The organism is Klebsiella sp. 54 (assembly GCF_018223875.1).
Lineage (GTDB): Bacteria > Pseudomonadota > Gammaproteobacteria > Enterobacterales > Enterobacteriaceae > Klebsiella > Klebsiella quasipneumoniae.
In genome coordinates this window covers 1-19,622 of sequence record NZ_JAGRRA010000014.1, presented here as the reverse complement: position 1 = coordinate 19,622, position 19,622 = coordinate 1, and the positions used below count along the sequence as shown (strand labels likewise).

Annotated in this window: 20 protein-coding genes; 4 read left to right on the top strand and 16 right to left on the bottom strand. The window is 62.4% G+C overall.

The genetic code is table 11. The annotated features are described in order from the left end of the window. On the top strand, window positions 1–386 hold a 386-nt coding region (locus KHQ24_RS22715), incomplete at its 5' end, for a carbohydrate porin (protein ID WP_211777448.1). 182 nt (window positions 387–568) lie between these two features. Here KHQ24_RS22715 and KHQ24_RS22710 read toward each other — a convergent pair. The 10 genes from KHQ24_RS22710 to KHQ24_RS22665 form a co-directional block, all read right to left on the bottom strand. Next, the gene (locus KHQ24_RS22710) at window positions 569–1,528 is read right to left on the bottom strand and encodes a YbgA family protein (protein ID WP_004206730.1); all 960 of its coding nucleotides are present in this window, start codon (window positions 1,526–1,528) and stop codon (window positions 569–571) included. Beyond that, entirely contained in the window at window positions 1,525–2,076 is a 552-nt protein-coding gene (locus tag KHQ24_RS22705) for a DUF3833 domain-containing protein (protein ID WP_211777486.1), read from the bottom strand. The genes KHQ24_RS22710 and KHQ24_RS22705 overlap by 4 nt, the downstream gene beginning before the upstream one ends. Next, a complete protein-coding gene (locus tag KHQ24_RS22700; RefSeq protein WP_053810819.1) occupies window positions 2,073–2,597 on the bottom strand; it encodes a hypothetical protein in 525 nt (174 codons plus the stop codon). The genes KHQ24_RS22705 and KHQ24_RS22700 overlap by 4 nt, the downstream gene beginning before the upstream one ends. Beyond that, complete coding sequence (locus tag KHQ24_RS22695) at window positions 2,594–3,079, bottom strand: DUF2878 domain-containing protein (protein WP_211777485.1); 486 nt, start codon at window positions 3,077–3,079, stop codon at window positions 2,594–2,596. The genes KHQ24_RS22700 and KHQ24_RS22695 overlap by 4 nt, the downstream gene beginning before the upstream one ends. Further along, on the bottom strand, window positions 3,076–4,296 hold the full coding sequence (locus KHQ24_RS22690; protein ID WP_004888756.1) for an SAM-dependent methyltransferase: 1,221 nt from the start codon (window positions 4,294–4,296) through the stop codon (window positions 3,076–3,078). Before KHQ24_RS22690 ends, KHQ24_RS22695 begins: the two co-directional genes overlap by 4 nt. Next, window positions 4,293–5,015, bottom strand: a complete 723-nt coding sequence (locus tag KHQ24_RS22685) for a DUF1365 domain-containing protein (protein WP_099441271.1) — start codon at window positions 5,013–5,015, stop codon at window positions 4,293–4,295. Before KHQ24_RS22685 ends, KHQ24_RS22690 begins: the two co-directional genes overlap by 4 nt. A gap of 1 nt (window position 5,016) precedes the next feature. Beyond that, complete coding sequence (locus KHQ24_RS22680) at window positions 5,017–6,276, bottom strand: NAD(P)/FAD-dependent oxidoreductase (protein WP_048294099.1); 1,260 nt, start codon at window positions 6,274–6,276, stop codon at window positions 5,017–5,019. Then, the gene (locus KHQ24_RS22675; RefSeq protein ID WP_017900889.1) at window positions 6,273–6,992 is read right to left on the bottom strand and encodes an SDR family NAD(P)-dependent oxidoreductase; all 720 of its coding nucleotides are present in this window, start codon (window positions 6,990–6,992) and stop codon (window positions 6,273–6,275) included. The genes KHQ24_RS22680 and KHQ24_RS22675 overlap by 4 nt, the downstream gene beginning before the upstream one ends. Continuing rightward, on the bottom strand, window positions 6,989–7,423 hold the full coding sequence (locus tag KHQ24_RS22670) for a nuclear transport factor 2 family protein (RefSeq protein WP_064794614.1): 435 nt from the start codon (window positions 7,421–7,423) through the stop codon (window positions 6,989–6,991). The genes KHQ24_RS22675 and KHQ24_RS22670 overlap by 4 nt, the downstream gene beginning before the upstream one ends. 231 nt (window positions 7,424–7,654) lie before the next feature. Further along, window positions 7,655–8,383: a MerR family transcriptional regulator gene (locus KHQ24_RS22665; protein WP_004206722.1), complete on the bottom strand. Its 729-nt coding sequence runs from the start codon at window positions 8,381–8,383 to the stop codon at window positions 7,655–7,657. Between the two features lie 117 nt (window positions 8,384–8,500). Between KHQ24_RS22665 and KHQ24_RS22660 the strand changes: the two genes are divergently transcribed. Next, on the top strand, window positions 8,501–9,034 hold the full coding sequence (locus KHQ24_RS22660) for a lipocalin family protein (protein WP_002887259.1): 534 nt from the start codon (window positions 8,501–8,503) through the stop codon (window positions 9,032–9,034). 9 nt (window positions 9,035–9,043) lie between these two features. On the opposite strand, the gene KHQ24_RS22655 is transcribed toward KHQ24_RS22660, so the two are convergent. The 5 genes from KHQ24_RS22655 to KHQ24_RS22635 all read right to left on the bottom strand — a co-directional run bounded on the left by KHQ24_RS22655 (window position 9,044) and on the right by KHQ24_RS22635 (window position 15,688). Beyond that, entirely contained in the window at window positions 9,044–9,391 is a 348-nt protein-coding gene (locus tag KHQ24_RS22655) for a DUF1294 domain-containing protein (protein WP_017900888.1), read from the bottom strand. 72 nt (window positions 9,392–9,463) lie between these two features. Further along, entirely contained in the window at window positions 9,464–12,613 is a 3,150-nt protein-coding gene (locus tag KHQ24_RS22650) for a CusA/CzcA family heavy metal efflux RND transporter (protein WP_211777484.1), read from the bottom strand. A gap of 11 nt (window positions 12,614–12,624) precedes the next feature. Then, entirely contained in the window at window positions 12,625–13,896 is a 1,272-nt protein-coding gene (locus tag KHQ24_RS22645; protein WP_180242366.1) for an efflux RND transporter periplasmic adaptor subunit, read from the bottom strand. 44 nt (window positions 13,897–13,940) lie between these two features. Beyond that, window positions 13,941–14,285: a cation efflux system protein CusF gene (gene cusF / locus KHQ24_RS22640; protein ID WP_017900885.1), complete on the bottom strand. Its 345-nt coding sequence runs from the start codon at window positions 14,283–14,285 to the stop codon at window positions 13,941–13,943. Window positions 14,286–14,302: 17 nt separating this feature from the next. Beyond that, complete coding sequence (locus KHQ24_RS22635) at window positions 14,303–15,688, bottom strand: efflux transporter outer membrane subunit (protein ID WP_180242370.1); 1,386 nt, start codon at window positions 15,686–15,688, stop codon at window positions 14,303–14,305. 172 nt (window positions 15,689–15,860) lie between these two features. On the opposite strand from KHQ24_RS22635, the gene cusR reads away from it, so the two are divergent. Beyond that, window positions 15,861–16,544: a copper response regulator transcription factor CusR gene (cusR, locus tag KHQ24_RS22630; RefSeq protein WP_004206716.1), complete on the top strand. Its 684-nt coding sequence runs from the start codon at window positions 15,861–15,863 to the stop codon at window positions 16,542–16,544. Then, window positions 16,534–17,973, top strand: a complete 1,440-nt coding sequence (locus tag KHQ24_RS22625) for a Cu(+)/Ag(+) sensor histidine kinase (RefSeq protein ID WP_180242365.1) — start codon at window positions 16,534–16,536, stop codon at window positions 17,971–17,973. Before cusR ends, KHQ24_RS22625 begins: the two co-directional genes overlap by 11 nt. A gap of 57 nt (window positions 17,974–18,030) precedes the next feature. On the opposite strand, the gene KHQ24_RS22620 is transcribed toward KHQ24_RS22625, so the two are convergent. Beyond that, window positions 18,031–19,152, bottom strand: a complete 1,122-nt coding sequence (locus KHQ24_RS22620; RefSeq protein WP_004206713.1) for a cupin domain-containing protein — start codon at window positions 19,150–19,152, stop codon at window positions 18,031–18,033. Window positions 19,153–19,622: the final 470 nt, after the last annotated feature.

Genomic DNA, 19,622 nt, shown 5'->3' with positions numbered 1-19,622 from the left:
AGGGCAGCCATAAGTTCACCCAGCAGGCGCAGGTGGAATATCTGCTGGCCTTCCACGACTACGACAACGGCAGGGACAACACCGACAACCGCAAGAACTACGGCGCCATCGTGCGGCCGATGTACTTCTGGAACGACGTGCACTCCACCTGGCTGGAAGCGGGCTACCAGCGCGTGGACTACGACCAGGGCGGGGATAACCATGGCTGGAAGCTGACGCTGTCGCAGAACATCGCCATCGGCATGGGGCCGGAGTTCCGCCCGATGCTGCGCTTCTACGTGACCGGCGGCCAGGTGGACAATGAGCATACCGCGAAGGTGAACGGCACCCAGGACCAGCAGCTGGATTCGCTGAACGTCGGCGGGATGTTTGAGGCGTGGTTCTGATGCGATAGCGTTGCCGAAGGAGCGTTCCCGGCTGGCGCTACGCTTAGCCGGGCTACGACTGGTGCGCTCCATTTATGCCGGATGGCGGCTGACGCCTTATCCGGCCTACGTTCCCTCACACAGGCTCACCCCCCCCAGGCCCGCGCAAGCGCAGCACCGCCGGGCAGCTGGCCCATCCCCCCTCAGTTCACCGTCAGGCGCAGGGCCAGATCCTGCGGATAGGGGTCAAAATAGTTCTGCGCCTGCAGGTAGCGATCCGGATACTCGGCCAGATAGTGCTTAAGCAGCGTCAGCGGGGCGAGGATCGGCAGCAGCCCGGCGCGATAGTTGAGGATCACCTCCCGCAGCTCGCCGCGCTGGCGGCTGTTCAGCTGGTCGCGGAAATAACCCTGAATATGCATCAGCACGTTGGTGTGGTTTTTCCGCGAGGCGGGCCGCTTGAGGATCGCCATCAGCTTCTCACGGTAGACCTCGAAGAAAGCCTCCAGATCCTCCCATTCATGCAGCGAGGCGACGAAGGGGCCGATCTCGCGGTAGCCCGCCTGGTGGTGAGCCAGCAGCTGCAGCTTGTAGCGGCTGTGAAAGGCCAGCAGGCCGTGGCGGGTCAGGCCGCGGGCGCGCAGGGCGTTGAGTTCATGCAGGGCGAAAACGCGCTCGACAAAGTTCTCCCGCAGCAGCGGATCGTGCAGCCGGCCATCCTCTTCCACCGGCAGCCACGGGTAGCGCGCCATCAGGGCGCCGGTAAACAGCCCCACGCCTTCCTTACGCCCGCGATTGCCTTTTTCGTCATACAGCCGCACGCGCTCCATCCCGCAGCTCGGCGATTTGGCGCAGACGATAAAGCCCGACAGCTCGCCCAGAGTTGCCAGATGGGCGTTGGCAAAATCGGCCATCTTCTCCGTCACATCCTCGTGCGGGGCGTGGCTGAAGCGCATGCGGATCTCCCCGACCGGAGTCTGCACCAGGCGGAGCGCCGGGCGGGGTACGGGCAGGCCGATCGCCATCTCCGGGCAGACGGGCTTAAACGCCACCCACTGCGCGAGCTCATCCATCACAAAGCCCATACGCTTATGCCCGCCGTCGAATCGCACGGCTGAGCCGGTTAAACATCCGCTGATCCCAATGACAGGTTGCGTGTTCATGGCGCTGTCCTCTCTTCTGCTGTGGTTCGGGTAAAGAAAAGGGTCACGGTGGCGACCGTAATGCCGAATTTCTTCATCTCGGTTTTGTTAAATAAATGGCTGCCGTCCTGCAGGAACATCCAGTCGTCAAAGTGCAGCAGCCACCGGCTGCCGCTGGCCTCGACGTTCATGCTGTAGCGCCAGTGAAAGGCACTGCCTGCCGCCTGGCCGCTGGCCACGCCTTCGATATCCCCGGCGGTGCCCTGATAACGGTTATCGCCGGTGCGGCGAATGCGCCATATCCGCTGCTGCTTCTCGCCGTCGTCATAGACAAAGCGCTCATGGAGCGTCAGGGTGTCGCCGACGACGTCGCCATCGATCTCAACATGGAAGCGGCGCAGCTGCTTGCCGTTGCGATCCTGCACCATCCCCCACGCCTCGGTTCGGCCCTGAAAATAGTGAAAGATGTCGAGGGCGGGCTGCTGCTGCCGGTATTCGGTGACCTCGGTACTGCAGCCGGCGAGCATCAGCATCAGCAGCGCCAGGCCAAGGGTCAGAATGCGTTTCATGGTGTACCTCCGATCAACTGCTGACGCAGTTCGGGATAAGTGGTGCGTGGATCGAGCCAGATGGCGAGAAAGCGGGTGCTGAACGCCGCCGACTGGCGCGGGCCGAGCGGGGTAAAGGCGTTCTGTGCGGCGCTGGCGCGGTACCAGAACTGCCCCTCGCCGCCGCGGACCACGAACGCCAGCTGGCTGCCTGGCGCGACGTCCGGCCAGAGCCCCTGCAGCATGCGCAGCCAGGCTTCGCTGCGCGGCTCCTGCTGCAGAATACCCTGCGCCTGCCACTGGTCGCGGGTGGCGTCCACCAGCGCCTCGCGATCGATGTCGCGCTGGTAGGTGATGATCAGCGCCCGATCCTGCTGCGGGCCGTCATACCGACCATTGGGCGTGCGCAGCTGTGAGTGATAGACGGTGAACGGCCCCCAGGTGAGGGTTGCCTCGCCGACGCGGCGCCACGCCAGCCAGTCGGCGGCGTGGGCCGCCGGGGCGAGGGCGGTCAGCCATAGTAGTAACAGGGCGAATCTCATTTTTGCCTCCCCATCCCCAGATGGAACAGCAGCATGATCACCAGCCAGCCGCAGGCCATGGCGGCCAAGGCAAGCGCCGTCGGCACCAGCAGGGTCATGGCTCCGAGGCGAGCGCCGATCAGGTAGGCCACCGGGCCGCCGAGGGTCGCCGCCGTAGCCAGCACCCAGCCGGGAAGCGTCGCGGTGCGGGTCAGTCGGGTCCAGACGACGGCGAACATCAGCCACAGGGCCACCATCCACAGGGGCAGCAGGCTGTCGCCGGGAAAATCAATCAGCCCCGCCAGCGCCCAGCAGGCGTCAAGCCCGCAGCCCGCCGCGGCCAGCAGCAGGGCGGGCGGACGACTGGCCGCCGGCAACCGCAGCCAGGCGAAGATGGCCAGCGTCAGCCAGATCAGCAGGCCGCGCTCGCGCAACATCACCACCAGCGTCCAGTAAACATCGAACGCGAGGGCCATCAGCAAGTGCTGCGCAGGGCGTGTCATACCCGCTCCGCGGTGAGCTGCACCACGCTGATGGTGCGGGCGTTAAATCCGGCTTCGCAATAGCCAAAGTAGTAGAGCCACATCCGGCGGAAGCGCTCATCAAAGCCGAGCTTTTCAATATCCTGCCAGGCGTGGGTAAAACGCTGCCGCCAGTGCGCCAGGGTGCGGGCATAGTCCGGGCCCATGTCGAACAGGTTGCGCACCACAAAATCGGTATGGCGGGTCATCAGCTCGCTCATTGCCGTGATGCTGGGCAAAAAGCCGCCCGGGAAGATGTAGCGCTGGATAAAATCGACGCTTTTGCTGTAGTCGCGATAGCGCTGATCCTGAATGGTGATCGCCTGCAGGGCCATTTTACCGCCCGGGCGCAGGCGCGCCTGGCAGGTGCGGAAGAAGGCCGGGAGGTAGCGCTGGCCCACCGCCTCAATCATCTCCACCGACACCAGTTTGTCGTACTCGCCGCGCAGATCGCGGTAGTCGCAGAGCAGCACCTCGACGCGATCCTGCAGCCCGGCGCGGGCCATGCGCTCGGTAGCCCAGCGGTGCTGCTCCCGGGAAAGGGTGGTAGTCGTGACCCGGCAACCGTAATGGCGGGCGGCGTATTCGGCCAGCGCCCCCCAGCCGGTGCCAATCTCCAGCAGATGATCGCCGGGGTTGAGCGCCAGCTGGTCGCACAGACGCGCCATCTTGGCCCGCTGGGCCTGGGTCAGATCCTGCTCGTCGTCGGTAAACAGCGCGCTGGAGTAGAGCAGGTCGTCATCCAGAAAGTGGGCATAAAATTCGTTGCCGAGGTCGTAATGGGCGGCAATGTTCTCCCGCGCCTGGGCGCGGGTGTTGCGTCGAGTCCAGTGGCGCAGGCGGGCGACAGGCTTACCCAGCAGACGAAAGCCGCGCTCCAGACGCCCCAGCACCTCGCCGTTGCGCGCGAGGATCTGCAACAGCGCCGTCAGCTGGTGGCTCTCCCAGTCGCCGTCCATCCAGGCCTCGGCCGCCGCGAGACTGCCGCCGGTTAGCAGACGCCAGTACACCTCCGGCGTGCAGACCCGCGCCTCAGCGCGCAGCGCGGCGGCGGGGTCGCCAAAATGAAAAGTCTGCGCCCCTTCGCGCACGGTGAGCGAGCCTTCGCGGAGGCCGCTCAACAGACGAAAGAGCAGCCAGCGCGCGAGCCGCACGTTGCGCGGCACATCGGGTTCTAGCGCAAAGACGGGATCGGTCATGAGCGTTCACTCCTGCTGACAGGATGGTTGTACAGCGGCACGCGCTTCAGCCACAGCCGCAGCGCCTGCCAGTAGATGGCGAGGACGGTTTTCAGGGTCATCATCGGCAGACGCAGCAGCAGCCCGCGCAGGTTGGCGCGGGTTAACGGCACGCGGCTCAGGGCCAGCGTGGCGTCGAACACCTTGCTGACCTGATGGTTTTCAATGTGCATGTGCAGCGTTTTGCCCGGCGCGTTGAAGCGCCAGTGATAGACCATATCCATCGGGTTAAACGGCGAAACGTGAAAGGCTTTCTCCAGCGGGCGCGCCTGCTGGCCGTCCACCGCGTAGTAATGACGCTCATTCCACGGCGTGTTGCGCACTTCGGCCAGCACCCAGCGCAGGGTGTCGGCCTCGTCATAGCAGTAGTAAAAGTTGACCGGATTAAAATGGAAGCCGAAGTAGCGCAGCTGGGTCAGGAGCATCACGCGGCCTGCCGGGCGGCAGCCGGTCAGGCTCTCCAGCCGGTTCAGCGCCTGGGCCTTCAGCGGCGCGCCCAGCGGATAATCGGCGTCGTACCAGGCGGCGGCGGCCAGGCGGTTGCGACGGATGCCCGCCTCAGGCAGCCTGTCCAGTTCGTCGAGGTCAAGCCAGGCCATAAACAGGCGGTAGACGAAGTGGTGCGCCTTCGGCTGCAGGCGACGGTGGCGCAGGACGCCCTGATAGAGGCAGCTGTTCATTTCAGTTGTCCTCCGCCGCGGCGATGCCCTGCACCACGTCGAGCGCACTGCGCACCCCGTCCTCATGAAAGCCGTTGTACCAGTAGGCCCCGCAGTACCAGCTCCGCTGCTGGCCGTTAATCTCTTCGCGCCGCAGCTGGGCCGACCAGCTTTGCGGGTTAAACAGCGGATGCTCATAGACGAAGCGCTGCCAGACAAAGCGATCGTCCACCGGCGCGTCCGGGTTCAGAGTGACGCAGAACAGGGGGGCGCCCGCAGGCAGCCCCTGGAGAATATTCATGTTGTAGGTGACGCAGGCCCGGGCCAAATCCCCGTCGCTCAGGCGATAGTTCCAGCTGGCCCAGGCGCGCTGGCGCTCCGGCAGCCAGCGCGGATCGCTGTGCAGCACCACCTCGTTGCGCTGCCAGCCGATATCCCCCAGCACCTCACGCTCGGCGTCGGTGGGCGCCGCCAGCATCGCCAGCGCCTGCGCGGAGTGGCAGGCGAAGATCACCTGGTCAAAATGCGCCTCCCCGGACGCCAGCCGCAGGATAACTCCCGCCGGGTGGCGCTCCACCTGCTGCACCGGCGCGTTGAGCCGCAGGTCCAGGCGATCGCCGAGCCTGGCGAGCAGGGCGCGGACGTATTCCCGGGAACCGCCGGGCACCACGTACCATTGCGGACGATCGCGAATATCCAGCAGACCGTGGTTTTCAAAGAAGCGCAAAAACAGCGGTAGCGGGAAGCGGCGCATCTCCTGCAGCGACGACGACCAGATGGCCGCCCCCATCGGCAGGATATAGTGGCGGGCGAAGAAGGGGCTAAAACGGTGGCGGGAGAGGAAGTTCTCCAGCGTCGCGCCCGGATCCAGCGCCTCGGTCAGCGCCAGTTTTGCCAGCCGGTTGAAGCGAACGATCTCGCTCAGCAGCCCCCAGAAGGCCGGCTTCAGCAGATTGCGTCGCTGGGCGAAGAGCGAGGTCAGGCTGTGGCCGTTGTACTCCAGGCCGCTGGCCGGGTTGTGGACCGAGAAGCTCATCTGCGTTTTTTGCCCGTCGATCCCCAGCTCGCTGAGCAGGCCCATAAAGCGCGGATAGGTGCGATCGTTGTAGACGATAAATCCGGTATCGATGGCCCAGGTGCCCTGCGGCGTGGCGACATCCACGGTGGCGGTGTGGCCGCCCGGCGTGGCGCCCGCTTCGAACAGCGTCACCTGATGGTGTCCGGCCAGCCGCCAGGCGCAGGTCAGCCCGGCGATGCCGCTGCCGATGATGGCGATGTTCATGAGCGCACCATCCTGCGCAACAGCAGGCGCTGCATACCTGACGGCAGGCTGGCCAGCAGCCGCAGGGCCAGGCTGAAACCGGTGGGGAAGGCGATGTGGTTTTTTCCCTTCGCCAGGCCGTGGCGGATCGCCGCCACCGCCCGATCCACGCTCACCCGGCCGGGCATGGCAAAGTCGTTTTTGCGCGTCAGCGGGGTGTCGACGAAGCCTGGAGAGACCACCGTGACGGCGACCCCTTTCGGCTCCCAGTCAAGACGCAGGCTGTTGGCAAACCAGGTCAGCGCCGCCTTGGAGGCGCCATAGGCTTCCGCGCGCGGGAAGGGCAGCCAGTGCGCCATGGAGCTGACCAGCACCACCCGATCGCCAGCCTCCAGCTGAGTCTGCAGCGCCGCCAGGCAGTTCACCGGCCCAAGGAAGTTGGTGGCCATCACCCGCTCCACGAGGGCGGCATCCACCTGTCCGTGATCGAGGTATTCGCAGGTGCCGGCGCAGAGAATGATCAGGTCGGCAAAACAGCCCGTCAGCGCCTGGCGACAGGCGTCCCTGTCTGTCATATCGAACAGGCGCGCGCTGATGTTGGGGCTGAACTGCTGCAGCGCCGTCAGGCGCGACGCATCGCGCCCGCAGGCGATGACCAGGTGGCCATCCGCCGCGAAGGATTTCGCCAGGCCGGCGCCAATCCCGGAGCTGGCGCCGGTGATAAGCACCGTCATCATGAGCGCACCCTCCGTTTCACGCCGCGTACCGCCCAGCCCAGCAGGGGAAGATGCTCGTAGATCATCTCCCCGGCGTCGTAGTAGTCGCGTTGATGGAGAATCTGCTCCCCAGCGATGTCCACCACCGAGCAGCCCGGCAGGGCCAGCGTTTCTCCGCCGGCAATGCGCGGATGCGACCAGTGCATGGTCCAGGTCACGGCGAACCGCTGACCGTCGCAGAGCGGCGTGTCGATGGTGAACCGGCACTGCTCCACGTTGGCCAGCAGATGGGTAAAGTAGCGCTGGATGGCGAACAGCCCCTGGTGCTGACCAAAAGGATCGCTCAGCGTCGCGTCCGAATGGTACAGCGCGGCCAGCGCCGAGGGCGGCTGCGCATCCAGCCCGGCGTAGTACTCAACGAAACGACGAATCACGGACGGCGAGGTGCTCATGGATCACATCCTGGCTAAACACGGTGGCGTAATGGCATACTTAAAACTTACACAAATAAAATTATTTGTCCAAGTTTGTGGAAAAATATATTTTATTTGTGTTAAAAATCATCTGGTTATGATTGGTGTTTTAAAGGGTGAAAATCACGCGTGGCGCAAAGGACAAGCGTGCGCCCGCCGCGCCACCGGGCGCTGGCGGAACAGAGCGTGGAGGTAAGTGAAAACAGGGGGTTAGAGCGGGATCACCTCGAGGGAGACGACCTGCTGCTGCCAGAGTTCGATCTGCCTCTGACGAGCGGCGGAGAGTTTACCGCTGGTGACCAGCAGCCAGTTGCGCTGGGGAAAAATCTCCGGCGCCAGGGCGGCGGGAGGCACCGGCAGGACGTCGATGCGATGACCCTGGCCGGTACGCTTGAGCGCCTCAAGCCAGATTTCGCAGGCGTCGGTCAGGTGCCAGCCGGTGATCAGAAAGTTATCCCCGGGCGCCTTCTTATCGCCTTCGAGGCAAAACGAGGTGTAGGCGATGATGATGCCGTCGAGGATTTCGCGCAGGGTCATGATGGCCGGTACGTTGGCGGAGACCTGGCTGCGCAGCGGACGCAGCACCTCGGTCACCAGCTCCTGACGCGGATATTCGCGCCCGGCATCATAGATAAGCTGGCGCAGGGACTCGATTTTTCCCTCTTTCAGCCGCTGCAGCATGGTCTCCTGCAGCGTCAGCCAGTTGTTGGTGCGCCGCGCGCCGGGGCGCGACAGCAGGGGCTTCACCTGGCTAACCGGCACCCCTTTTTTCACCCAGTCGAGGATCTTCAGCGCCTGCTGGACGTCGTCATCGCTGTACAGACGGTGTCCACCATCGGTGCGCAGCGGCTTAAGCAGGCCGTAGCGGCGCTGCCAGGCGCGAAGCGTGGTCGCATTTATCCCGCAAAGTCGGGCAAATTCGCCGATGGAGTAAGGCATGGAGGCCACCTGTTAACAAAGAATATTCTCAATATACTACGAATCACGTCGGCTGGCGTGAAGTGTAGCGGCTTTGCACTACACTTTCCCCCAACCGCGTAAATGAAAGGAGTTCTCATGAAGCTATGGCCTGTTGTCACTGGCGTCGCTATCGCGTTGACCCTCGTGGCCTGCAAATCGCCCACCCCGCCGAAGGGCGTACAGCCGATTAGCGGGTTTGACGCCAGTCGTTATCTCGGAAAATGGTATGAGGTCGCTCGCCTGGAGAATCGCTTCGAGCGAGGCCTGGAGCAGGTGACCGCCACCTACGGCGCCCGCAGCGACGGGGGGATCAGCGTCGTCAATCGCGGTTATGACCCGGTTAAAAAACGCTGGAATGAGAGCGACGGGAAAGCCTATTTCACCGGCGCCCCCACCACCGCGGCGCTGAAGGTGTCGTTCTTCGGGCCATTCTACGGCGGCTATAACGTTATCCGTCTGGACGACGACTACCAGTACGCGCTGGTCAGCGGCCCCAACCGCGACTATCTCTGGATCCTGTCGCGCACCCCCACCATTCCGGCGGCGGTGAAGCAGGATTACCTGAATACCGCGCGCGAGCTGGGCTTTGACGTCGATCGCCTGGTGTGGATCCGCCAGACGCCGCGCTAGCCTCGCCCCTTAGCGGCTGAGCAGGTGGGTATAAACCACGTACAGCCCGGCCAGCGCCGCCACGTTCAGCGCCACGCTGATGAAAAACCACGTCCGGAAGGGCTGCTTTTGCGTTTTATGACGAAAGCACTGCTGGCCGAGGATGGCCCCCGGCCAGCCTCCCACCAGGCCCAGCACCAGCAGCGTGGTTTCCGGCACCCGGCGCCAGGCTTTGCGTGCCGCCAGCTTGTCGGCGCCATAAATAAGCCATGTCAGAAGGCTGCTCAGTAAAAACCACATCGCCAGCGGGTAGGGCAGCAGGGCGCTGCCCACGGCGGTGAGCAGCAGCAGGGAATAACATACCAGGTTCAGATTCATAGGGACGTTCATGCCGGCCAGAAGAATGGCGCCACTATAGCCAATTTCCCGGACCGGCGTAAACGCGGCGGGCTATCGGCCGCGCTTGCCCCGATGCCGGGACAGCCACATCAGCTTATACGCCGCCGGAATAATAAACAGCGACAGCAGCGGGGCGGTGATCATTCCACCAATCATCGGCGCGGCGATGCGGCTCATCACCTCCGACCCGGCGCCGTTGCCCCACAAAATCGGCAGCAGGCCGGCGATAATCACCGCCACGGTCATCGCCTTCGGCCGCACGCGCAGCACCGCCCCCTGGTACAGCGCCTCGTCGAGCTTATCGACGCTGAAGGTACGCGGGTTCTCCAGCGATGGCTCGGCCTCGATGGCGTGGCGCAGGTACATCAGCATCACCACGCCAAACTCCGCGGCCACGCCGGCCAGGGCGATAAAGCCGGTGCCGGTGGCTACCGACAGATGGAACCCCATCCAGTAGAGAAACCAGATCCCGCCCACAAGGGCGAACGGCACGCTGGCGATGATCAGCAGCGCCTCGCCGACGCGGCGGAACGCCAGATACAGCAGCACAAAGATAATCATCAGCGTCATCGGCACCATCAGCTTCAGCTTCTGATTGGCGCGCTCCAGCAGCTCGAACTGCCCGGAATACGACACGCTGATGCCCGGCTTCAGCTTCACCGCTTTGCCGATGGCCTGCTGCAGATCGTGCACTATCGACACCATGTCGCGGTCGCGGGCGTCGATGTAGATCCAGCTGGTGGGGCGGGCGTTCTCGGTCTTCAGCATCGATGGCCCGCTGACCACCTTCACCTCGGCGACGTCGCTGAGGACGATCTGCTGCTTCAGCGGGGTGAGGATCGGCAGCTGGCGCAGGGTCTGCGGGCTGTCGCGATAGCTCTGCGGGTAGCGGATGTTGATTGGATAGCGCTCGACGCCCTCCACCGTTTCGCCGACCATCGCCCCGCCGATAGCGGACGAGACGAACAGCTGCACGTCGCCGACGGTCATCCCGTAGCGGGCCGCCTTCTCACGCTGAATATCAATGTCGAGGTAGCGCCCGCCCACCAGCCGCTCGGCTAATGCTGACGTGACCCCCGGCACGCTGCGCGCCACCACCTCAATTTGCCCGGCGATGGCGTCGATATCGGCCAGGTTAGTGCCGGAAACCTTAATCCCAATCGGGCTCTTGATGCCGGTGGAGAGCATGTCGATGCGGTTGCGGATCGGCGGCACCCACAGGTTCGCCAGCCCCGGCAGGCGCACGGTCTTGTCCAGTTCGTCGACGATCTTCTCCATGGTCATCCCCGGCCGCCACTGATCCTGCGGCTTGAGCTGAATGGTGGTCTCCACCATCTCCAGCGGCGCGGAGTCGGTAGCGGTGTCTGCCTTACCCGTTTTGCCGAACACCCGCGCCACCTCCGGCACCGTCATGATCAGCTTGTCGGTCTTCTGCAGCATATCCGCCGCCTGCGAGGCGGAGATCCCCGGCAGCGTTGACGGCATATACAGCAGATCGCCCTCGTTGATCTGCGGCAGAAACTCGCCGCCGACCCGGTTAAGCGGCCAGACAACCGTCAGGATCGACAGGAGCGCGATCAGCAGGGTGGTCTTCGGCCAGTGCAGCACCTTCAGCAGCAGCGGGTGATAAATGCGGATCAAAAAGCGGTTCAGCGGGTTGCTGCTCTCCGCCGGGATCCTGCCGCGGATCCAGAAGCCCATCAGGATCGGGATCACCATGATCGCCAGCAGCGCCGCCCCGGCCATCGACCAGGTTTTGGTGAAGGCCAGCGGGCCAAACAGTTTGCCCTCCTGGCCTTCGAGGGTGAAAATGGGGATAAACGACAGGGTGATGATCAGCAGGCTGATAAACAGCGCCGGGCCAACCTCCACCGAGGCGTCGGTAATGATTTTCCAGCGCCTGTCGTTGCCAAGCTTCTCTCCCGGATGCTGATGCGCCCACTCCTCCAGCCGCTTGTGGGCGTTCTCAATCATCACGATGGCGGCATCGACCATCGCTCCCACCGCAATGGCGATCCCGCCCAGCGACATGATGTTGGCGTTGAGTCCCTGGAAATGCATCATGATAAAGGCGAAGCACAGGCCGAGCGGCAGGGAGATAATCGCCACCAGCGCCGAGCGTACGTGCCACAGGAACAGGGCGCAGACCAGGGCGACGACGATAAACTCTTCCAGCAGTTTGTGGCTGAGGTTGTCGATGGCGCGGTCGATAAGCTGGCTGCGGTCGTAGGTGGTGACGACTTCAACCCCTTCCGGCAGGCTGCTTTGCAGCGACGCCAGTTTTTCTTTGACCGCCGAGATCGCTTCCCGGGCGTTCTTGCCGGAGCGCAGGATCACCACCCCGCCGGCCACTTCGCCTTCGCCGTTCAGTTCGGCGATACCGCGGCGCATCTCCGGGCCGACCTGTACCCGCGCGACGTCGCCGAGATACACCGGCACGCCGGTGTCACCGGTTTTCAGCACAATGTTTTTGAAGTCGTCGAGGGTCTGCAGATAGCCGCTGGCGCGCACCATATATTCGGCTTCCGCCAGTTCGACCGAAGAGCCGCCCGCCTCCTGATTAGAGGCGTCCAGCACCGATTTCACCTCGCCGAGGCTGATGCCGTACTGGGTCAGCTTCATCGGGTCGACGACAATCTGGTACTCCTTGACCACGCCGCCCACCGAAGCCACTTCCGAGACGTTAGGAATGGTTTTCAGCTCATATTTTAAGAACCAGTCCTGCAGGGAGCGCAGTTCGGCGAGATCGTGCTTGCCGCTGCGGTCGACCAGCGCGTACTCGAAGACCCAGCCAACCCCGGTGGCGTCCGGGCCCATTTCGGCGCTCACCCCGGCGGGCAGTTTGCCCTGTACCTGGTTGAGATACTCCAGCACCCGTGAGCGCGCCCAGTAAGGATCGGTGCCGTCTTCAAAAATCACATACACATAAGAGTCGCCAAACTGCGAGAAGCCGCGCACCGTTCTGGCGCCGGGCACCGACAGCATGGTGGTGGTTAGCGGCCAGGTGACCTGGTTTTCGACGATCTGCGGCGCCTGTCCCGGGTAGCTGGTTTTGACGATCACCTGTACGTCGGAGAGATCCGGCAGGGCGTCCACCGGCGTATGGACGATGGTCCAGGTCCCCCAGAGGCTGAGAAACAGCGCGCCCATCATCACCAGGAAGCGATTGGCCACCGAGCGGCGGATAATCCATTCAATCATGGTTTCTTTCCTCAGTGCGCGTGGGCGGCAGGGGCAGCGGCATCCGAGGCCTGCGCGCGCATGCGCTCCAGCGCGCCGGCGATATTGGCCTCCGAGTCGATCAGGAACAGGCCGCTGGCGACCACTTTCTCGCCCTCCTGCAGCCCGCTGCGAATGGCCGTGACGCCATTGGATTCATGGAAGACCTGGACCCGCTTCGGCACGAAGCGGCCCTCGTTATCCACGGTGATTACCCGCTGCTCGCTGCCGCTGTCGATCAGCGCTTTGGAGGGGATCAGCAGCATCGGTTCGCTTTCACTGGTCAGCTGCAGATAGGCGTTCATCCCCGGCTTCAGCGCTTCATCCGGGTTGTTGACCTGCAGGCGCAGCTGCAGGGTGCGGGTGGCGCTATCGACGCTGGGGAGGATCGTCCATTTGCTGATGCGGAAGGTTTTGTCCGGCCAGGCGGGAACCTGAATATTGAACTGCGAGGCGTCTTTGATCAGCCAGGCGATGGACTCGGGGACCGCCACGCTAACCCACACCGGATCCATGCCCTGAATTTTCGCCACCACGTTATCTTTGGCGATGTTCATTCCGGCGCGCAGATCGAAGGCGGTGATCACCCCGTCGATGGGCGCCTTGAGGGTGAAACGGGTCTGGATCTTGCGCGTGGCTTTCAGGCGGCGGATATCGTCGTCCGGCATTCCGGCGAGACGCAGCCGCTCGAGGATCCCCTCGACCTGGGTGGCGGTGCCGCCGGTCTCCTGCAATAGCAGGTATTCGCTCTGCGCTTCCACCCAGTCCGGGATGGTCAGTTCCAGCAGCGGCGTACCTTGTTGCACTTTGTCGCCGACGGTCAGGGGATAGACTTTATTAATAAAGCCCGCCGCCCGCGCCTGCATAATGACGTACTGGTACTCGTTGTAGCTAATGTTGGCCGGGAAGGTCTGGGTGTAGCGCAGCGGCCCGCGGGTGACGGCGGCGGTTTTCACGCCAAGATTCTGGGTCTGCGTCGGGTCGATACGCACCCCCGGCGCCCCGGCGGCGGCACTCTCCTCATCGGCGTATTTCGGCACCAGGTCCATATCCATAAACGGCGATTTACCCGGTTTATCAAAGCGGGTGTTCGGGTACATCGGATCGTACCAGAACAGCACTTTACGCTGCTGCTCGGCCGCCGGGGCGGCTGCGGCAGCGTCGTGGGGCGCCGCAGTCCGGGTATACAGCGCTGCGGTGAGCGCGCCGCCGATCGCCATGCTGCCGAGGATCAGCGCCGTGTTTTTCAGTGTCAGGGATGCCATGTGTTGTCCATTCCGTCGTTGAGAGGCTTGCCGTCGCCGGGCCATTAGTGGGCGCGAATATCCTGCAGCAGCGACAGGTTGCCCTGCTGAACGAAGGTGAAGTCCACGCTGTCGCCGTCCTTCACATTGTTGAGCTGGGTCTGCGGGGTGATGGTGAAGCGCATGGTCATCGGCGGCCAGTTCACCGCCGGGATGGCTTCGTGGGCGATGGTGATTTTTTTGCTATCCATATCAATGGCTTTAATGACCCCTTTGCCGCTGATGCTTTGCGTCTGCGCGGCGGCGGGCTGTTCGTGCATCGCCATGCCGGCGTGCGGGTCGGCGGCCTGGACGGCGAACACCGCGCCAGAAATCAGAGTGAACAGGGCGACTTTAGACAGTGAATTCATGATCGGGACTCCTTGGGTTATTCCATCCAGCCGCCGCCGAGGGCGGTGAACAGGGTGATTTCATTTGCCTGACGGGAATAGTTGAGTTCCAGCAGGGTTTGTCGGGTGGTGAAAATATCGCGCTGGGCGCTCAGCACTTCGATGTAGCTGACCGCGCCGTGGCGATAGAGCGCGGTGGCGCGCTGCAGGGTGATATTCAGCGACGCGAGATAGCGCTCCTGTGCGGCAATTTGATCGGCCAGGCTCTGGCGCAGGGCCAGCGCGTCGGCTACCTCTTTAAAGGCGGACTGGATTTTTTGCTCGTAGTTGACCACCTGCTGCTGCTGGCGGATCTCCGCCAGATCGAGGTTGGCCTGATTGCGCCCGGCGTTGAAAATCGGTATGTCGATTTTGGGGATGAAGTTCCACATCGCGCTGCCGGCGTTAAACAGGCTGGCGAGCTCGCTGCTGCTACCGGAGAGCGAGCTGGTCAGGGTGATCGACGGAAAGAAGGCCGCCCGCGCGGCGCCGATGTTGGCGTTGGCCGCCCGCAGGCTGTGTTCGGCCTCTAAAATATCCGGCCGCTGCAGCAGGATCGCTGAGGAGAGCGATGGCGGCAGGGTAACGCCTTTCAGGTCCACGGCGCTGCTGGCGCTATCGTCCGGCAGGCGCTGATAGCTGCCGAGCAGTAGCTGCAGGGCGTTATTGGCCTGCGCCAGCTGGCCTTGCCGTTTGGCGATATCGGCGCGGGTGCTTTCGATCATCCCCCGCGCCTGCTCCAGCGCCAGCACGGTAGTGCTCCCGGTCAGCAGCTGTTTTTCAACGAACGCGTAAGACTGCTGATAGTTTTGCAGGGTATCGTTGGCCACCTGCAGCTGCGCTGCCGCCAGCCGCTGGTTGAAGTAGCCTTGTGAAACGTTAGCAATCAACAGGATATGCACCGCGCGCCGGGCCTCTTCGCTGGCGAAGAAGTTCTCCCGGTCGGCCTCGCTAAGGTTTTTCAGCCGGCCAAAGAAGTCGAGGTCATAGCTGAGATTCAGGCCGGCAGCGTAATCGCTGCTGGTGGTGGTGTCGCCTTTAAGCTTGCCGCCGTAGGTGGTGCTGCCGTCACCGTTCAATTGCGGGTAGCGGTCGGCATCGGTCACCCGATACTGGGCGCGGGCTTCCTGCACTTTCAGCGTCGCCATCCGCAGATCGCGGTTGTTGGTCAGCGCGGTGCCAATCAGGCTTTTCACCTGCGGGTCGACGAAAAAGGTGCGCCAGCCGGTCTCCTGATAGCCCGCGGTTGCGGTCACCAGCTTGTTCTGGCTGAGAGAGAACTGCTGCGGTACCGGCGCGGCGGGGCGCTGGTAGTCCGGAGCGAGCGAGACACAGCCGGTTAAGGCGAGTATCACGCTGAGGGTAAGACGCGTTATTGGGCGCATGGCGGCAGACGTTTTCGACGATTTATCCATGGCGGCTACTTTACGTAGCGGCCTCTGTTCAGGACGTGACAGGAAAATGACAAAGCTGTCATTTTCCTGATATTTCATTGCTATCCGGAGGCGCTCCTCTAAAATTGAATACCCGCACAGAACGCGCGTGAAGGAGCCTGCGGTGAAGATTTTGATTGTCGAAGATGAGAAGAAAACCGGGGAGTACCTGACCAAAGGGCTCACCGAGGCTGGCTTCGTCGTCGACCTGGCCGATAACGGCCTTAACGGCTATCACCTGGCGATGACCGGTGACTATGATCTGCTGATCCTCGACATCATGCTGCCGGACGTGAACGGCTGGGATATCGTGCGCATGCTGCGCGCCGCCGGGAAAGGCATGCCGATCCTGCTGCTTACCGCGTTGGGCACCATTGAGCATCGGGTGAAGGGGCTGGAGCTGGGCGCCGACGACTATCTGGTGAAGCCGTTCGCCTTTGCGGAACTGCTGGCGCGGGTGCGCACGCTGCTGCGCCGCGGAGCGGCGGTTATTGTCGAAAGCCAGTTTCAGGCGGCGGATCTCAGCGTCGATCTGGTCAGCCGTAAGGTGACGCGCGGCGCCACCCGCATCACCCTGACCAGCAAGGAGTTCACTCTGCTGGAGTTCTTCCTGCGCCATCAGGGCGAGGTGCTGCCGCGTTCGCTGATTGCCTCGCAGGTGTGGGATATGAATTTCGACAGCGATACCAACGCGATAGACGTGGCGGTGAAGCGGCTGCGCGCCAAAATCGATAACGACTTCGAGCCGAAGCTGATCCAGACCGTGCGCGGCGTCGGCTATATGCTTGAGGTGCCGGATGGCCGCTAAGCGCCCCTTTTCCCTGGCCACCCGGCTGAGTTTTTTTATTAGCCTCGCCACCATCATCGCCTTCTTTGCCTTCACCTGGATTATGATCCATTCGGTGAAGGCCCACTTTGAAGAGCGCGACGTTCACGATCTCAGGCAGCTCAGTACCACCCTGGAGACGGTCCTCGACCACGCTGACTACCCGCAGGCGCGGCGGCTGGAGATCGTGAAGAATATCATTGCGGGTTACGCCAACGTCTTTATCTGCCTGGACGATGGGCAGGGCAATATTCTGTTCCAGTCGCCCAACGGGCCGGATCTCAGTCATATGCTGAGTACGCCAGGCCTGGCGATGCAGCTGCGCGACGGGAATGTGATTTCATGGACCGACCCGCTGCCGCGGGCAATAGCGCACGATAATCATCAAATGGAGACCCGCGCCTGGCGGCTGATCATGCTGCCGCTGGGCAAGCAGGCGGACGGCAAACCGGCGTACCATCTGCTGATGGCCTTATCCATTGATTTTCACCTGCACTATATTAATGAGCTGAAAGCGAAGCTGATTTCCGCCGCGTCGATAATCAGCCTGCTGATCATCGCCATCGTGCTGTTTGTGGTCTATCAGGGACATAAACCGATCCGTCAGATCAGCCGGCAGATCCAGAATATTACCTCGCGGGATCTCGACGTGCGCCTTGATCCGCAGGCGGTGCCTATCGAACTGGAGCGGCTCGCGCTCTCCTTTAACCACATGCTGGAGCGGATGGAGGATGTCTTTACCCGGCAGTCGAACTTCTCCGCCGATATCGCCCATGAGATCCGCACGCCGATCACCAACCTGGTGACGCAAACCGAAATCGCCTTAAGCCAGAGCCGCAGCCAGCAGGAGCTGGAAGAGGTGCTCTACTCCAATCTCGAAGAGTTCTCGCGTATGTCGCGGATGGTCAGCGATATGCTGTTCCTCGCCCAGGCCGATAACAACCAGCTGATCCCCGAACAGCGGGAACTGGATCTGGCTGAGGAAGTGCATAAGGTGTTTGAGTTTTTCGAGGCGTGGGCGGAAGAGAAGGCGGTGGCGCTGCGCTTTGTCGGCAGCCCCTGCCGGGTGATTGGCGACCCGCTGATGCTGCGGCGGGCGATCAGCAATCTGCTGTCGAACGCGATCCGCTACACCCCGGCTGGCCAGGCGGTGACGATCGCGCTGAGCGAAAGCGCGGAGACGGTCCGCCTGGTGGTGGAGAATCCCGGTACGCCGATTGCCGCCGAACATCTGCCGCGGCTGTTTGACCGTTTCTATCGCGTCGACCCCTCGCGCCAGCGCAAAGGGGAGGGCAGCGGCATCGGCCTGGCGATAGTGAAATCCATCGTCAGCGCCCACCACGGCAGCGTGGCGGCGCAGTCCGATCTGCGCTCGACGCGGTTTATTGTGGTGTTGCCGAAACAGGCGTAATAACGGCTGAAAGCCAGCGGGCAGCGCCAGGCGGCTGCCCGCAGTATCGCGACTCTCTTACTCTTCGAAGTACCAGTAGCCCTGATTAATCAGCCGCGTCAGTTCGCTCACGAACGCCGGATTCTGCAGGCCGCTGCCGAGCTCTTCCTGACCTAATGAGGTATAGCGGCACAGCGCATCCAGCGCTTCGGCATCGGTGGTGTCCAGCTGTTCGCTATGCACGAAGAAGCTGTCGCCGATATGCAGAACGCGCAGGCCGCTCAGGCGGGAGAGCTTTTCGCCGCCCAGCAGCGCATCGACCACTTCCTCTTCTTCATATGCCGGTTCCGCCGGCGCAATATCCAGCTCGTGACGCGGGGTGGTGACGAAACTGCCGAACCACTGTTTGAAGTCTTCCGGCTGGCGAATCATGTCGATCATCATGCCGCGTAGACGTTCGAGTTCATACTCTTCAACCCGGCCAGGATGCTCGCGGCAGGTGAGGTCCGGATCGCTGTAGTGCTCGCCGCCAAGATCGTTCTCCAGCACATAGTCGGCGAAGCTGCTGATCAGGTCGCGGCCGTTGGGCCCGCGGAAGCCGACGGAGTAGTTCAGCGCGGTTTCGTGGGTGATCCCATCGTGCGGGAATCCCGGTGGAATATAGAGGATATCGCCCGGCTGCAGATCTTCATCAATGATCGGCGGGAACGGGTCGACGTGCAGCAGTGCCGGATGCGGGCAGAACTGACGCATCGGCAGCTTATCCCCCACGCGCCAGCGGCGGCTGCCCATGCCCTGAATAATAAAGACGTCATATTGATCGATATGCGGCCCGACGCCGCCGCCGGGGACGGAGAAGGAGATCATCAGGTCGTCCAGACGCCAGTCCGGCAGTACGCGGAACGGTCGCACCAGCTCGGCGGCCGGCATATGCCAGTGGTTTACCGCCTGGGCCAGCAGCGACCAGCCGGTCTCGCCCAGGCCGTCGAAATGTTCAAAAGGTCCATTGCTGGCCTGCCATTTACCGTTGGTCAGACTGACCAGCCGGCTGTCGACTTCCGGCTCCATGGCTAATCCGGCCAGCTCGTCCGGGGTAATCGGGTCGACGAAGTCCGGAAACGCGTTTTTTAAAACCACCGGCTGCTTTTGCCAGTATTTCTCTAAAAACTCGGGCCAGTTAATGTTGAGTTGATAAGCCATCGATTATTACCAGTAAGAAGAAACGGGCCTGATTATAGGAAGGGGGGCCGCGCGGGCGCTTTGTCGTGGGTCAAGAGTGGTGCTTAATTCACCATCGGCGCGATAATGGCGTTGGGTAAGAGAGAAAAATCACTTTTTTGCCAAAAAGCGTTCTTCGCGTTAACTACGCTGCAGGCCGCATGAACACTGGGATGGCGGCTTTAATGGTAGGAAGAGGAATAAGCGAAAAGTTCAAATAATGAGCGGTCGATAAGATTTTTCTATTTTAATCCTTGCTACTTCCGGCGAACTCCCTATAATGCGCTCCCACTGACACGGCGGATGTGAATCACTTCACACAAACAGCCGGTTCGGTTGAAGAGAAAAATCCTGAAAAACGGGTTGACTCTGAAAGAGGAAAGCGTAATATACGCCACCTCGCGACAGAGCGCTAAAGCGCGTCGCAACTGCTCTTTAACAATTTATCAGAC

Bases quoted from the DNA above. Each gene is read 5' to 3' on its own strand.
- KHQ24_RS22710 (WP_004206730.1), bottom strand. From the start codon at position 1,528: ATGAACACGCAACCTGTCATTGGGATCAGCGGATGTTTAACCGGCTCA.
- KHQ24_RS22705 (WP_211777486.1), bottom strand. From the start codon at position 2,076: ATGAAACGCATTCTGACCCTTGGCCTGGCGCTGCTGATGCTGATGCTC.
- KHQ24_RS22700 (WP_053810819.1), bottom strand. From the start codon at position 2,597: ATGAGATTCGCCCTGTTACTACTATGGCTGACCGCCCTCGCCCCGGCG.
- KHQ24_RS22695 (WP_211777485.1), bottom strand. From the start codon at position 3,079: ATGACACGCCCTGCGCAGCACTTGCTGATGGCCCTCGCGTTCGATGTT.
- KHQ24_RS22690 (WP_004888756.1), bottom strand. From the start codon at position 4,296: ATGACCGATCCCGTCTTTGCGCTAGAACCCGATGTGCCGCGCAACGTG.
- KHQ24_RS22685 (WP_099441271.1), bottom strand. From the start codon at position 5,015: ATGAACAGCTGCCTCTATCAGGGCGTCCTGCGCCACCGTCGCCTGCAG.
- KHQ24_RS22680 (WP_048294099.1), bottom strand. From the start codon at position 6,276: ATGAACATCGCCATCATCGGCAGCGGCATCGCCGGGCTGACCTGCGCC.
- KHQ24_RS22675 (WP_017900889.1), bottom strand. From the start codon at position 6,992: ATGATGACGGTGCTTATCACCGGCGCCAGCTCCGGGATTGGCGCCGGC.
- KHQ24_RS22670 (WP_064794614.1), bottom strand. From the start codon at position 7,423: ATGAGCACCTCGCCGTCCGTGATTCGTCGTTTCGTTGAGTACTACGCC.
- KHQ24_RS22665 (WP_004206722.1), bottom strand. From the start codon at position 8,383: ATGCCTTACTCCATCGGCGAATTTGCCCGACTTTGCGGGATAAATGCG.
- KHQ24_RS22660 (WP_002887259.1), top strand. From the start codon at position 8,501: ATGAAGCTATGGCCTGTTGTCACTGGCGTCGCTATCGCGTTGACCCTC.
- KHQ24_RS22655 (WP_017900888.1), bottom strand. From the start codon at position 9,391: ATGAATCTGAACCTGGTATGTTATTCCCTGCTGCTGCTCACCGCCGTG.
- KHQ24_RS22650 (WP_211777484.1), bottom strand. From the start codon at position 12,613: ATGATTGAATGGATTATCCGCCGCTCGGTGGCCAATCGCTTCCTGGTG.
- KHQ24_RS22645 (WP_180242366.1), bottom strand. From the start codon at position 13,896: ATGGCATCCCTGACACTGAAAAACACGGCGCTGATCCTCGGCAGCATG.
- cusF (WP_017900885.1), bottom strand. From the start codon at position 14,285: ATGAATTCACTGTCTAAAGTCGCCCTGTTCACTCTGATTTCTGGCGCG.
- KHQ24_RS22635 (WP_180242370.1), bottom strand. From the start codon at position 15,688: ATGCGCCCAATAACGCGTCTTACCCTCAGCGTGATACTCGCCTTAACC.
- KHQ24_RS22625 (WP_180242365.1), top strand. From the start codon at position 16,534: ATGGCCGCTAAGCGCCCCTTTTCCCTGGCCACCCGGCTGAGTTTTTTT.
- KHQ24_RS22620 (WP_004206713.1), bottom strand. From the start codon at position 19,152: ATGGCTTATCAACTCAACATTAACTGGCCCGAGTTTTTAGAGAAATAC.